This window comes from Bradyrhizobium sp. Rc2d (genome assembly GCF_900099855.1).
GTDB lineage: Bacteria > Pseudomonadota > Alphaproteobacteria > Rhizobiales > Xanthobacteraceae > Bradyrhizobium.
On record NZ_FNCU01000015.1, the window covers coordinates 78,541 to 91,880 of the forward strand.

A 13,340-nucleotide genomic window follows, 5' to 3' on the forward strand; every position below is an offset into this window, starting at 1 on the left:
TCGGCTTCAGTCGCGTGCACTCGCCCGCATCTTCTCCGGTGGCGCGACGCGCTGGAGAAGATCGCCGTCATCGTCGGCCGACGGGATCAGGATCGCGCGATCGCGCGGCAGCGCCTCCGGCATCTCGTCGCGGATGAAGGCCACGAGCTTCTCCCTGATCTCGCAGCGCAGGTCCCAGGATTGCGGCGCATTGCGCGCGCTGACCAGCGCGCGAAGCTCGATGGTGCGCGAATCCGCGTCGATCACCTGGAGATTGACCACCGCGCCATCCCAGAGCTTGGACTGCTTCACCGCCTCCTCGAGCCAGCGTCGGATGCGCGCCACATCGGCACGGTAATCGACATGGAGCACGATGACGCCGATCAGGGAGGCGGTGTCGCGGGTCCAGTTCTGGAACGGCTTTTCGATGAAATAGGAGAGCGGCACCACCATGCGGCGCCAGTCCCATAGCCGGATCACGACATAGGTCGCGGCGATGTCCTCGACCCATCCCCACTCGTTCTCGATGATCACGGCATCCTCGATGCGGATCGGCTGAGTGATGGCGATCTGCAAGCCCGCGATCAGATTGCTCAGCAGCGGCCGCGCGGCAAGACCGACGATGATACCGGCGGCACCGGCGGAAGCGAACAGGCTGACGCCATATTGCTTCACCGAATCGAACGTCATCAACGCGGTGGACACCGAGATGATGACGATGATGGTGTCGGCGACGCGCTTGAACACGCGCACCTGCGTGACGTGCTTGCGCGCGATGAAGTTCTCGGTGACGTCGCGAAAGTTCTGGAGATAGCGCGCCGCACTCATGTCGACGATCCGGATCGAGATCCAGCCGATCAGCGCGATGACGGCCACGAAAAACAGCCGCATCAACGGCGTTCGGATCATGTCGTCGAGCGGCGCGAGCGGCAGCACAAGCGCGACGGCGGCGAGGCAAAGGGCGAGTTGGGCCGGACCGGCGGTCCGGTCGATGAATACGCTCAGAAGCGGCAGACGAGTTCCGAAGGCGCGCTTGAGCAGCCAGGCCGCGAACCGATAGAGAGAAAGGGCAAGCAGGATCGCGCCGGCAACCAGGCTGAGGCCGACAAACCAAGACGGTATCCAGCCGAACATCCCGTCGATGTCGGCCATGAGGGCCTGCCAACTCATTGTTGTCCCCATCACTGCATTCGCGTAGCCCGCTCAACGCCTGCCGGTCAGCTTGGCTCCCCCATCCCGTGCAACGCATCATTCCGCTGATGCAACCGTTGACGAATTGCGCTAGATTTGAGGCACTCATGACTCGACGTACCGGCAGCGCCGATCTTCCTCTCCACACCGGGCGGGTTCCGCCGTGGCTTGCGAGCCGCATGGCTTCCCTTGGCGCGATCGTCACCCAGGCGATCGTTCATCATTACGGCCGTGATGCGTTTCTTCAGCGGCTGTCGCATCCGTTCTGGTTTCAATCATTTGGCACCGTGATGGGGATGGACTGGCACTCCTCGGGCATCACCACCTCCGTGATCGGCGCGCTGAAGCGTGGACTCGGACCGCTCCAGGACGAGCTCGGCATCTATGTCTGTGGCGGCCGCGGCCAGCATTCGCGCAAGACGCCGGACGAGCTGTTGCAGCTCGGCGAGCGCGTCGGCTTCGACGGCGCCAAGCTGACGCGTGCCAGCCGCCTGGTGGCGAAAGTCGACAGCGCCGCCGTGCAAGACGGCTTCGACCTCTATCTCCACGGCTTCTTCGTCACCGCGGACGGCAAATGGACCGTGGTGCAGCAGGGCATGAACGGCGACAAGCGGCAGGCCCGCCGCTATCACTGGCATTCCGAGGCGCTGAAGAGTTTTGTCGACACGCCGCACAGTGCGATCGACGGTCCGCAGCAAGGCGAGATCGTCAATCTCACCGACCATCGCGCCGACGTCTCGCGCACCGCGCAGCTCGAGCTGTTGCGTGGCCTCGGCCCGGATCGCATCGTCTCCGAGTTCGAACGGCTCACCGGCCTCGAGCCGGCGCAAGCCATGCTGCCGCACCTGATCATGCCCGCGCATCACGACGTCCGTCCCAAGGACGTGTTCGCACGTCGCCTGCACGGCACCCTCGCTGCCGCGGCCGAGCGCGGCCCGGTCGATTTCCCGGAGCTGTTGCTGACGCCCGGCGTCGGTGCGCGCACGGTGCGCTCACTTGCGATGGTCGCCGAAGTCGTGCACGGCGCGCCCTATCGTTTCAAAGATCCCGCGCGCTTTTCGCTCGCCCATGGCGGTAAGGACCGGCATCCCTACCCCGTTCCGATCAAAGTCTATGACGAGACTATCCGCGTGCTGAAGGGCGCGATCCAGACCGCCAAGCTCGGGCGCGAAGAAGAGATGCAGGCGATCAAGCGCCTCGACGACCAGGCGCGGCGGCTGGAGCGGACCGCACGAGGTCCCTCGGTCGAAGCCTACATCGCCGGCGAGCGCGCCGCCTCGCCCGATCTCGACGGCCGCTCGGTGTTCGGCTGGGAGCGCGATCTCGCGCCGACAAAAAAGCGGACCGGCTGAACACCGGTCCGCGAGTTGATCGGGAGGAACGCCCCCTATCAGGTCTCGTCAGTCCCAGGCTCTTCGTCGAGCCGGTTGGCTGCGTGATCCTGATACTGCTCGGTCTGGATGAATTTGCCATCCATGCCACGAATGTCCGAATGCTGCGTCTTGTCGCGATTGGACAGCACCATGTTGTCGCCGATCTTGTCCTTGGGAATATCGGCCATGGCGCCAGTGCCATCGCCCTTGCCATGCATGCCCGATCTGAAGTGCGTCTTACTGCCGTTCCCAGCTGGCATCGGTTTCTCCTCTTGCAGTGATCGCCCCCTTTGAAGGCTCACTGTTTCTGTTGTGCCGGCATTGGCTTCGGCGGCTTGTGGCCGCTCTGGCCGGGATCGTTGTGCTTGTTGTGGTCGCTCTCCTGATTGAGGCCGCCGCGACTTACCGCGTATTCGCTGTGCCTGGCGTCCGGACGCGCGTGATGGATGGCAGCGTCCCCGGACTTGCGACCGATCGCCTGATCGAGCTCGCGCGCGTTCGGAACATCGGGCTTGCGCTCGAGGATGCGAACCTGCTGCTCGTGGGTCTTTTTGCCTTGCATGCTCGTTCTCCGAAGCTACCGACCTCTCCGGTGCGCGCCGCCATGTGCGACGTCCTTGTCGATGCCGCCGCCGATGCCGACATCGGTCTCGCGATCGCCTTCGATCGTGTTCTCGCCAAGAGCATCTTCGAGATCGTCGGGTGACACGCCCGCCATAGTGGCCCCCTTCGATCCTCCGATCAGAGGATTGTCACGCATGTCCTTTTCGCTCGGCCTGTACAATTTGGGTTGCTTGCTGCTCATGAACTACCTGCCTCCGCCCTTTCCGGCTTCATCGTGACTGTGATGAGAATCGCGCTCCCCGCCTCCGCCGGAGATCCGGCTATGGCTGCGCTGCAAATCGTCCGCCGGCGGCTTCTTCACCTCCAACGGGGCCTTCGCATTCTCATGCGAAGCGCCAGGTCCGCCCTGACGAATGCTGTTCGGTGTCTTGGTGGATGTCGACATGAATGTCGCCCTCCTCAGCGATCTTGCTGATAGCCTTGATTGGTCGTGTTCTGCTTGATGTTGCCCTGCTGTCCCTGCTGATCCGGATTTTCCACGCGCTGTTGACCGCGCGGGGTCTGATTGGGCGACTCTTGCTTGGTATCGCCGGTTCCCTTCGGGCTCTGATTTTCCGGCGGAACAGGCGGCATCTTGCTGGCCATGATCTTGTCTCCCGTTAAGACGTCGATCTGCGACATGCGGCCAAGGAACTCCCGTCGTCTCCGACGTCCTAATGACAACAGGACCAACGGCACACCGTTCCTGACTGACAGCGCTCGACGAAGATTTTCCGAAAGGAGCTGATCTCAGCCCGCCGCGGTGAGGGAACGATCAATCATCGCTTCCGCGCGCGCCGCCGGTGTTCCGCGACCCTTAGTCGAGACGGGAAGCTTCGCAATCGCGCGCAAACCCGGCCGCCTGCGCCAGCGGACCTCGGCGGGATCGACAGCCAAGCCAAGCCTCGGCCATCGCACGAACAGCGCTTCCAACGCGCACGCGGCCTCGATGCGCGCGAGCTGGTGGCCAAGGCAGAAATGGATTCCTGTTCCGAACGAGAGGTGGCGGTTAGGCTTGCGTTCGAGATCGAGCTTCTCGGGATCATCGTGCACCGTGGGATCCATGTTCGCCGCGGCGAGCATCACCATGACGCGATCGCCCTTCTTCAGGCGCACGCCGTCGACCTCGACATCCCGCCGCACATAGCGCGGCTTGGAGAATTGCACTGGCGAGACGAAGCGCAGGAACTCCTCGACGGCGAGGCCGACGCGGCTCCAGTCCTCTTCGAGCCAATCGCGCAACCCAGGATTCCTGAGCAGTTCGTAAGCCGAACCGCTGATGAGATGCGTGGTGGTCTCCGAGCCGGCCGCGAGCAGCAGAAACACCATCGAGACCATTTCATCCGGCGTGATCTGGCCACCCTCGCGCTCGACCTGGACCAGCTCCGCGATCAGGCCTTCGCCGCCCTGTACACGCGCGATCTGCAACTGCCGTTCGAGGTAGGCGCGCATCTTGCGGAACGCGAACAGCAGGCGGAAGAAGCTGACGACATTGGTCAGCGAGGACATCGCGTTGGCCCAGGCGATGAATCGCGGACGGTCCGCCGGAGGCAGGCCCAGGAGCTCGGAGATCACCGCGAGCGGCAGGATACGCGCGTAGCGCTGGACGAGATCGGCCGGACTTCCGTTCGCAAAGAGCTCGCCGGCGAGACCGTCGGCGATGGCGCGGATGCGCGGCTCCATCGCGACGATGGCGCGCCGACGAAAAGCCTCGTCCACGATGCTGCGCAGCCTGGTGTGATCCGGCTCGTCCATCGTCAGCATGTTGTTGGCGATGGTCCTGACGTATCTCGGCATCCACCAGCGCAGACCGGCGACGTCGCCATCCTCCTTTCGCAGCGTGAAGGTGGTGCTGTCCTTCAGGACCTGCGCGGTGGCGTCATGGGTCGTGGTGATCCAGACGTCGCCGATGAGAGGAAATCGCGTCGCGACTACGGGGCCGGACATGCGCAGCGTCGCGATCGCCTTGGGCGGATCGCGAAAGAAGGCCTCGCTGGTGAAATCGAGGCGCGCTGTCATGGGTTCACCGGAGTGATTGCTGGCGTCTCAACCAGATGGTGCGCGGCGCGGCCGGTGCAAGGGCGGAACGTGCACCTGCTTCGGCCGCAGACGTCGAGACGTGCCTACCCGCGTCCCGGTGAACGCTGCCCGGTCTTGCGCTGCTGTTGGCTGGTGTAGGCGTCCCAATGGCTCCAGCTGCCATTGCTGAGGCTTTGCAGGTCGGTCGCGAGCGGTCGGCGCGTGCGCTTGTCGTGATCGGCGATCACGCGCTCGGACTGCGCGATCTTGCGCTTGAGTTCCGCGATGGTCTTCTGGGTGTCGCCGTTCCGCTTCGACGAGGCGATCTCGCCCATCGTGAAGCGCGCAGTCTCCAGCGCCTTCAACTCGGCGCGGTTCTTCTTCAACTGGACCCGGTGCCAGGCGATGTTGCTGTCGCTGTCCGCAACCATGTGGGAACTCCGCTGATTCGCTCCCATATAGTATCGTGCGCCGAATCGGCGCCGCAACGGGCGGCCGGCGGCGAAAATGCGACCTTATTGGGCAGGAATTACGGGGCCTATAGCGTTTTCGAGCGAAGTGGATACCGGCTCCCGTAAAGGAAACGCGTCAAAACAAGAATCCAGAGCCCCCGTTCCGACTCATCGGAAGGGAAATGGCTCAGCGTTCGGCAAAGGCCTTTTCGACCACGAACTGGGCCGGCTCGCCGTGATTGCCCTCGATGAAGCCGCGTTCGCCCAGCAGCACGCGGGTGTCCGCGACCAGGGCCGGACTGCCGCAGATCATGACGCGGTCGTGGGCGGCTTCCAGGGCCGGCAGGCCGATGTCGGTGAACAGCTTACCCGACGTGATGAGGTCGGTAATGCGGCCGCGATTGCGGAAGGGATCGCGCGTGACGGTCGGGTAGTAGATCAGTTGGTTCTGGATGTACTCGCCGATCAGCTCGTCCTTAGGCAGCGTCTCAGTGATCATCTCGCCATAGGCGAGCTCCTTGACGTGCCGGCAGCCGTGCAGCAGCACCACCTTCTCGAAGCGCTCGTAGGTCTCGGGGTCCTTGATCACGCTCAGGAACGGCGCAAGGCCGGTGCCGGTGCCGATGAGATAGAGGTTACGGCCCTCTTCCAGGTTGTCGATCACCAGCGTGCCGGTGGCCTTGCGGCTGACGATGATCTCGTCGCCTTCCTTCAGGTGCTGAAGCCGCGAGGTCAGCGGGCCGTCCGGCACCTTGATCGAGAAGAACTCCAGCGTGTCCTCGTAATTGGCGCTGGCGACGCTGTAGGCCCGCAGCAGTGGCTTCTCGCCGACCTTGAGCCCGATCATGGTGAATTCGCCGTTGCGGAAACGGAAGGTCGGGCTGCGGGTGGTCTTGAAGGAGAACAGCGTGTCGGTCCAGTGGTGGACGCTCAAAACGCTTTCCTGATTGAAATTGCTCATCTCACCTTCCCTGTCGCTTCCAATGCGGTTCCGAGGCGGGCAGCTATGCGTCGTTTGTACACGATCATTCGTATACTAATGAATAATCCGGCTTGATCCCGCGGTCAAGGCTGCCCAAGATCGGAAGCGTTGCAGTTAGGAATAAGGAGCCCCTTCCATGGCGCATGATGCACCCCAGGCCACCGGACCCTCGAAGCTCGTAATCCGGAATATCGGCCTGATCCTGTCCGGCGCCCTGGAAAAGCCGATCCTGGACGGCGACACCATCGTTGCCGAGAACGGCAAGATCACCGCGATCGGCCGCTTCAAGGACGTCGATACCGAAGGCGCGACCACCATCGTCGACGCCCACGGCACCACGGTCGCGCCGGGCCTGATCGACAGCCACGTCCATCCCGTTGCCGGCGACTGGACGCCGCGGCAGAACCAGATCAACTGGATCGACAGCTACCTCCACGGCGGCGTCACCACCATGATCTCGGCCGGCGAAGTGCACATGCCCGGCCGCCCCCGCGACGTCGTCGGTCTCAAGGCCATGGCCGTATACGCCCAGCGTGCGTTCTGGACCTTGCGCCCTGGCGGCGTGAAGGTTCACGCCGGCGCGCCGGTGATCGAATGCGAGATGGTCGAGGAGGATTTCAAGGAGATGGCCGCCAACGGCGTCAAGCTGCTCGGCGAAGTCGGGCTCGGTGGCGTCAAGGATGGTCCGACCGCGCGGAAAATGGTCGGCTGGGCGCGTAAATACGGCATCCAGAGCACGATCCATACCGGCGGCCCGTCGATCCCCGGCTCCGGCCTGATCGACAAGGACGTGGTGCTGGAGGCCGATACAGACGTGGTCGGCCACATCAATGGCGGCCACACGGCGCTTCCCGACGACCAGATCCGCTGCATCTGCGAGGGCTGCAAGCGCGGCCTCGAGCTCGTGCACAACGGCAACGAGCGCTCGGCCCTGTTCACGCTGCGCACCGCGCGCGAGATGGGCGATCTGCACCGCGTCATCCTCGGCACCGACGCGCCGGCCGGCTCCGGCGTGCAGCCGCTCGGCATCCTGCGCATGGTCTCGATGCTGTCCTCGCTCGGCGAGCTGCCGGCCGAGATCGCCTTCTGCCTTGCCACCGGCAACACCGCCCGGATGCGCGAGCTCGATTGCGGCCTGATCGAAGTCGGCCGCTCCGCCGACTTCGTCATCATGGACAAGGCGCAACACTCGCCCGGCAAGACCATTTTGGAGAGCGTTCAGCTCGGCGATCTCCCCGGCATCGGCATGACCATCATCGACGGCATCGTCCGCACCCAGCGCAGCCGCAACACGCCGCCAGCGGGCAAGGTGCCGGAGGTGGTGGCGAAGTAGGCTCGCGAAAACACCAAACCCGTCATCCTGAGGTGCGAGTGCACGGCGCGAAGGCGCCGTGTGCGAGCCTCGAAGGATGAACGGCCGAGCTGACGCAGCGGGGCCGTCGCCCTTCGAGGGCCGCTGAAGAAGCGGCCACCTCAGGGTGACGGTGAGGCACCTTGCTCGGTATCGTAGGGTGGGCAAAGCGAAGCGTGCCCACCATTGCGCCTGCAAATGCGATGAAGATGGTGGGCACGGCGCGTTGCGCCTTTGCCCACCCTACGGCACCTTCCTCACCGGAGCTTATTGAGCAGCGCCATCAGCGTCTCGCGCTCCTTTGCGTCGAGCGGCGCCAGCGTCTCGCGGGTGATCGCGAGCGCGTTCGGCGCCAGCTTCTCGGCAAGCTGCTGCCCGGCACGCGTCAGGCTGACCAGCAAGCGCCGCCCGTCCTCGGGATCCTGGCTCGTTTCCGTCAGGCCGCGCGCCGTCAGGCGGTCGATCACGCCCTTGATGGTCGCAACGTCCATCGCCGTGAGACGTCCGAGCTGGTTCTGCGAGCACGGCCCGGTCTCGGCGAGCTTCGACAGCGCCGCCCATTGCGTCGGCGTCAAATTGGTGCCGATATCACGGGAGAAGATCGAGCTGTGGCGCTGCCAGACCTGGCGCAGGATGAAGCCAACCTGCTCGTCGAGCACGTAAGGCGGTTTTGCCGGTTTGGCGTTCTTCTTTGCCGCAACACTTCTCGCCATCCGTTCGCTGCCCTTCCCTTTGCCCTCACAACGACAGATGCGCGTCGCGGATATCCGGACGTGCGTCGAGCTCGGCCATGGTGCCGCCGAAACAGATGCGGCCGCGCTCGATAATGTAGGCGCGATCGGAAATCAGCCGCGCGAAATGCAAATTCTGCTCGGAGACGACGATGCTGACGCCTTCCTTCTTCATGGTCAGGATGGCATCGACCATCTGCTCCACGATCTTCGGCGACAGGCCCTCCGAAGGCTCGTCCAGCAGCACCAGCGACGGATTGCCCATCAGCGTGCGCGCGATGGTGAGCATCTGCTGCTCGCCGCCGCTCATGCGCCCGCCCGGGCGGTTTTTCATCTCACCCAGGTTTGGAAACAGCGCGAACAGTTTTTCGCGCGTCCAGTGCGGGGCGTTGGGACGCTTGGGCTGGCGGCCGACCTCGAGATTTTCCTCCACCGTGAGATCGGTGAAGATGCGCCGCTCCTCCGGCACATAGCCGAGGCCCTCGCGCACGATCTCATGCGTCGGGCGCACCGAGACGTCCTTGCCCTCGAACATGATGCGGCCGGTTCGCTGCGCGACGAGACCGACAATGGAGCGAAAGGTCGTCGACTTGCCGGCGCCGTTGCGCCCGAGCAGCGCGACGACCTCGCCCTCGCCGACCTCGAAGCCGATGTCGAACAGGATATGCGCCGGGCCATAATGGCTGTTGAGCGCTTCGACCGTCAGCTTCATGCCGAGGCTCCTTCGCGGTGACGGGCATCGTAGACGAGGCCCTCGCCGAGATAGACCGCCTGCACCTGCGGATTGCCGCGCACCTCGGCCGGCGAGCCCTCGGCGATCAGCGTGCCGCGGTTGAGCACGATGATGCGGTCGGCATGTTCGAACACGACGTCCATGTCGTGCTCGGTGAAGAGCACGCCGATCGATTTCTCCCGCGCGATCTGCGCGGTCAGCCGCATCAGGTCGACGCGCTCGCGCGGCGCCATGCCGGCGGTCGGTTCGTCCATCAGGAGCAGCTTTGGCTGGTTGGCGAGCGCGACTGCAAGCTCGAGCCGCTTGAGGTCGCCATAGGCGAGCTCGCCGCAGGGCCGATCCGCGTAGCCGCTCATGCCGACCAGCTCGAGCAGACGGCCGGCCTCGCCGCGGTCGAACTTCGGCGCCGAGCCGAACAGATTGAACAGCTGCTTCCCATGCGAGATCAGCGCGACCTGCACGTTCTCGCGCACGGTCATGGTGGCGAAGGTCGCGGTGATCTGAAACGTGCGCCCGACGCCGAGGCGCCAGACCTCGCGCGGTTTCCTGCCGGTGATCTCTTCACCGAGCAGGCGGACATGGCCGGAATCCGGCTTGTTCTGGCCGTTGAGCATGTCGAAGCAGGTGCTCTTGCCGGCGCCGTTCGGGCCGATCAGTGCCAGGATCTCGCCGGCGCGCAGCGAGAACGAGACACCGCGCACGGCATGGATGCCGCCATAGGATTTGGTCAGGCCTTCGACCGCGAGAAGTGGGGGTGCGACGCTCATTCGGCGGACTCGATCGGCTTGGCAAGCAAGGGGGATCCCGGCGGCGATGCTTTCTTGCGGCGCTGCGCCAGCAGCTCCAGCATGCCGACGATGCCCTTGGGGAAGACGACGACGATCAGCATGATGAAGCCGCCGAGCACGAGCTTCGACAGGTCGGTCTGGCTGACCAGCCAGATGTTCAGAGCCTTGTAGACGATGGCGCCAATCACCGCGCCCGATACAGTTTCGACACCGCCGAGCAGCACCATGACCAGCGCATCGACCGACAGCGAGATGCCGAGATTGTCAGGGAAGACGCTGCCCTTGAGGTAGGCGAACAGCGCGCCGCCGATACCGGCAGTGGTTCCTGCGATCACGAAGGCCGTCCACTGGATGCGCTTTGCGTCGATACCAATCGCCTCGCTGCGCAGCGCAGAGTCACGCGTCGCCCGGAGCGCATAGCCGAACGGCGAGAACACCATGGCCCGTAGCGCGATGGTCACCAGCGCCGCGACGCCGAGCGCGAGCCAATAGAAATGCGATGGGCTCGCGGCCCAGCTCGACGGCCAAAGGCCCAGAATACCGTTGTCACCGCCCGTCACGTTCACCCACTGGAATGCGATCGACCACACGATCTGCGCGAAGGCGAGCGTCAGCATCGCGAAATAGACGCCGGAGAGCTGCACCGCGAAGAAGCCGAACACGGCCGCGCCCAGGCAGCCGAGCAGCGGGCCGAGCAACAGACACACGATCATCGGCAGCCCCGCCATCTTGGCGAGGAAGGCGATGCCGTAGGCACCAAGCCCGAAATAGGCGGCATGGCCGAACGAGGCGAGCCCGCCGACCGACATCAGGAAGTGCAGGCTGACGGCGAAGATGGCGAAGATCGCGATCTCCGAGCCGACCGTCAGCGCGTAATTGCCGGCAAACAGCGGCAGCGTCGCTGCGATGACGAGTGCGGCAAGTGCCGCCAGCCGTTCATTCGACGTCAGCGGCCGCCAGGGATTGACGGTGAGACCCGGCGTCTTGCGCGCGGCCGCCTCGGGCTTGCCGAACAGGCCCCAGGGCCGCACGATCAGCACCACCGCCATCACCAGGAAGACCAGGATGATGGAGATCTTCGGAAAGACCAGGATGCCGAAGGCGTTGAGCTCGGACACCAGCACCGCCGCTACGAACGCGCCGACGATGCTGCCAAGACCGCCGATCACGACCACGACGAACACTTCCACGATGATCCGGAGATCCATGGCGTGATGCACGGCATCGCGCGGGATCTGGAGCGCGCCGCCGAGGGCGGCGAGGAAGACGCCGACCGCGAACACGCTCGTAAACAGCCATTTCTGGTTCACGCCGAGCGCAGCGACCATGTCGCGGTCCTGCGTCGCGGCGCGCACCAAGACGCCCCAGCGTGTGCGCTGGAACAGCAGCCAGAGAATCCCGAGCACGACGGGTCCGAGCACGATCAGGAACAGATCATAGCTCGGAATGTTCTGGCCGAAGAAATCGATCGCGCCCTTGAAGCCGGGCGCGCGGCGGCCGACGAGGTCGTCAGGCCCCCAGATCAGCACGACGAGATCTTCGACCATCAGGGTCAGGCCAAAGGTCGCGAGCAGCTGGAACAATTCGGGCGCGTGATAGATGCGCCGCAGCAGCACCATCTCGACGATAACGCCGATCAGCGCCACCGCCAGCGCCGCCAGCACGATCCCGCCCCAGAAGCCGAACGCACCCGACAGCCGCTCGGTGAGCGTGAAGGCGATGTAGGCGCCGATCATGTAGAAGGCGCCATGCGCGAAATTCACGATCCGCGTCACGCCGAAGATGATCGACAGGCCCGAGGCCACCAGGAACAGCGACGCTGCGCTGGCGAGACCGGTCAGAAACTGTACGACATAAAAGGCCATCGGCGGTCCGGGTTAGGTTTGAAGTCACCTCTCCCCGCTCTTGCGGGGAGAGGTAGGGGATAAAGAGAGATCAATCCTTCGGACGCAGCTTCTCAACTTCGGCGTCGCCAGGCAGGTAGTCCGCGCCCTTCTTGTAGGACGAGTCCACCATCACACCCTTGCCGTCCTTCAGCGCGGTCTTGCCGACATAGGCACCGAGCGTCGACTGATGGTCGATCTTGCGGAAGGTGATCTCGCCGAACGGCGACGGCATCGACAGCCCCTCCGCCGCCGTGATCAGCTTCTCCGGATCGGTCGAGCCGGCCTTCGCCAGGATTGCCGCCGCCGACTTGATGGTCTGATAGCCGACGATCGAGCCAAGGCGCGGATAGTCGTTGTACTTGGCTTGGTAAGCCTTCAGGAACGCGTCATGCTCGGGGGTCTTGATCGAGTACCAGGGATAACCGGTGACGATCCAACCCTCGGGCGTCTCGTCCTTGAGCGGATCGAGATATTCGGGCTCGCCGGTCAGGAAGGAGACGACCTCGCGTCCCTTGAACAGGCCGCGGGTGTTGCCTTCGCGCACGAGCTTCACGAGATCGGCGCCGAAGGTGACGTTGAGGATTGCCTCCGGGTTGGCCGCGGCAACCGCCTGCACCACCGGGCCCGCATCGATCTTGCCCTGCGGCGGCCATTGCTCGTCGACCCACTGGATGTCCGGGCGCTTCTCCGACATCAGTTTCTTGAACACCGCGACCGCCGATTGGCCGTATTCGTAGTTCGGCGCGATCGTCGCCCAGCGTTTCGCCGGCAGCTTGCTGGCTGCCTCCACCAGCATCGCTGCCTGCATATAGTTGGAGGGACGCAGGCGGAAGGTGTATTTGTTGCCCTTCGACCAGGTAATCGCATCCGTGAGCGGTTCGGCCGCGAGGAAGAACACCTTCTTCTGGTTGGCGAAGTCGCTGACGGCGAGGCCGATGTTCGACAGGAACGTGCCCGTGAGCATCGCAACGCCCTCGCTCGAGACGAGCTCATTGGCCGCGGTCTGCGCATCCGCCGGCTTGCCGCCATCGTCCTTGGAGATGACGACGAGCTTCTTGCCGTTGATGCCACCGGCCGCGTTGATCTGTTCGACCGCGAGCTGCCATCCCTTGCGATAGGGCTCGGTGAAGGCCGGCAGCAGCGAATAGCTGTTGATCTCGCCGATCTTGATGTCCTGCGCCAGGGCCGAATGGGCCATGCCGCCGGCCAGAAGCGCGAAGGCCGCGCCGACAAAAACGTTTCTTGCTCGCAT

The 13,340-nt window shown here is 64.3% G+C and carries 16 protein-coding genes; 2 read left to right on the forward strand and 14 right to left on the reverse strand.

Annotated elements, in window-relative coordinates; genetic code table 11:
• Window positions 1–6 precede the first annotated feature (6 nt).
• Complete coding sequence (locus BLV07_RS19775; protein WP_091888618.1) at window positions 7–1,149, reverse strand: mechanosensitive ion channel family protein; 1,143 nt, start codon at window positions 1,147–1,149, stop codon at window positions 7–9.
• Between the two features lie 128 nt (window positions 1,150–1,277).
• On the opposite strand from BLV07_RS19775, the gene BLV07_RS19780 reads away from it, so the two are divergent.
• Complete coding sequence (locus BLV07_RS19780; RefSeq protein WP_091888620.1) at window positions 1,278–2,522, forward strand: DUF763 domain-containing protein; 1,245 nt, start codon at window positions 1,278–1,280, stop codon at window positions 2,520–2,522.
• A 38-nt stretch (window positions 2,523–2,560) separates the two neighbouring features.
• Here the strand turns inward: BLV07_RS19780 and BLV07_RS19785 are convergent, their stop codons facing one another.
• From BLV07_RS19785 to BLV07_RS19820, 8 genes are all read right to left on the reverse strand, one after another.
• Window positions 2,561–2,803 carry a hypothetical protein gene (locus tag BLV07_RS19785; RefSeq protein WP_165405375.1) on the reverse strand — a complete coding sequence of 81 codons (243 nt, stop codon included), beginning with the start codon at window positions 2,801–2,803 and terminating at the stop codon, window positions 2,561–2,563.
• 38 nt (window positions 2,804–2,841) lie between these two features.
• The gene (locus BLV07_RS19790; RefSeq protein ID WP_091888624.1) at window positions 2,842–3,105 is read right to left on the reverse strand and encodes a hypothetical protein; all 264 of its coding nucleotides are present in this window, start codon (window positions 3,103–3,105) and stop codon (window positions 2,842–2,844) included.
• 15 nt (window positions 3,106–3,120) lie between these two features.
• Window positions 3,121–3,303 carry a hypothetical protein gene (locus tag BLV07_RS19795; RefSeq protein WP_244551152.1) on the reverse strand — a complete coding sequence of 61 codons (183 nt, stop codon included), beginning with the start codon at window positions 3,301–3,303 and terminating at the stop codon, window positions 3,121–3,123.
• A gap of 48 nt (window positions 3,304–3,351) precedes the next feature.
• Entirely contained in the window at window positions 3,352–3,552 is a 201-nt protein-coding gene (locus BLV07_RS48905) for a hypothetical protein (RefSeq protein WP_091888628.1), read from the reverse strand.
• Between the two features lie 14 nt (window positions 3,553–3,566).
• Entirely contained in the window at window positions 3,567–3,752 is a 186-nt protein-coding gene (locus BLV07_RS19805) for a hypothetical protein (RefSeq protein WP_091888822.1), read from the reverse strand.
• Between the two features lie 144 nt (window positions 3,753–3,896).
• Window positions 3,897–5,165: a cytochrome P450 gene (locus BLV07_RS19810; protein ID WP_091888630.1), complete on the reverse strand. Its 1,269-nt coding sequence runs from the start codon at window positions 5,163–5,165 to the stop codon at window positions 3,897–3,899.
• A gap of 104 nt (window positions 5,166–5,269) precedes the next feature.
• The gene (locus BLV07_RS19815; protein WP_091888632.1) at window positions 5,270–5,596 is read right to left on the reverse strand and encodes a hypothetical protein; all 327 of its coding nucleotides are present in this window, start codon (window positions 5,594–5,596) and stop codon (window positions 5,270–5,272) included.
• A 208-nt stretch (window positions 5,597–5,804) separates the two neighbouring features.
• A complete protein-coding gene (locus BLV07_RS19820; protein WP_091888634.1) occupies window positions 5,805–6,578 on the reverse strand; it encodes a ferredoxin--NADP reductase in 774 nt (257 codons plus the stop codon).
• 157 nt (window positions 6,579–6,735) lie between these two features.
• Between BLV07_RS19820 and BLV07_RS19825 the strand changes: the two genes are divergently transcribed.
• The gene (locus tag BLV07_RS19825) at window positions 6,736–7,932 is read left to right on the forward strand and encodes an amidohydrolase family protein (protein WP_091888636.1); all 1,197 of its coding nucleotides are present in this window, start codon (window positions 6,736–6,738) and stop codon (window positions 7,930–7,932) included.
• Window positions 7,933–8,207: 275 nt separating this feature from the next.
• On the opposite strand, the gene BLV07_RS19830 is transcribed toward BLV07_RS19825, so the two are convergent.
• From BLV07_RS19830 to BLV07_RS19850, 5 genes are all read right to left on the reverse strand, one after another.
• On the reverse strand, window positions 8,208–8,663 hold the full coding sequence (locus tag BLV07_RS19830) for a MarR family winged helix-turn-helix transcriptional regulator (protein ID WP_091888638.1): 456 nt from the start codon (window positions 8,661–8,663) through the stop codon (window positions 8,208–8,210).
• A 25-nt stretch (window positions 8,664–8,688) separates the two neighbouring features.
• The gene (locus tag BLV07_RS19835; protein WP_091888640.1) at window positions 8,689–9,393 is read right to left on the reverse strand and encodes an ABC transporter ATP-binding protein; all 705 of its coding nucleotides are present in this window, start codon (window positions 9,391–9,393) and stop codon (window positions 8,689–8,691) included.
• Window positions 9,390–10,181 (reverse strand): ABC transporter ATP-binding protein, encoded by a 792-nt coding sequence (locus BLV07_RS19840; RefSeq protein ID WP_091888642.1) that lies wholly within the window; start codon window positions 10,179–10,181, stop codon window positions 9,390–9,392. The genes BLV07_RS19835 and BLV07_RS19840 overlap by 4 nt, the downstream gene beginning before the upstream one ends.
• Window positions 10,178–12,067 carry an ABC transporter permease gene (locus BLV07_RS19845; protein WP_091888644.1) on the reverse strand — a complete coding sequence of 630 codons (1,890 nt, stop codon included), beginning with the start codon at window positions 12,065–12,067 and terminating at the stop codon, window positions 10,178–10,180. Before BLV07_RS19845 ends, BLV07_RS19840 begins: the two co-directional genes overlap by 4 nt.
• Before the next feature lie 70 nt (window positions 12,068–12,137).
• Window positions 12,138–13,340 carry an ABC transporter substrate-binding protein gene (locus tag BLV07_RS19850; RefSeq protein WP_091888646.1) on the reverse strand — a complete coding sequence of 401 codons (1,203 nt, stop codon included), beginning with the start codon at window positions 13,338–13,340 and terminating at the stop codon, window positions 12,138–12,140.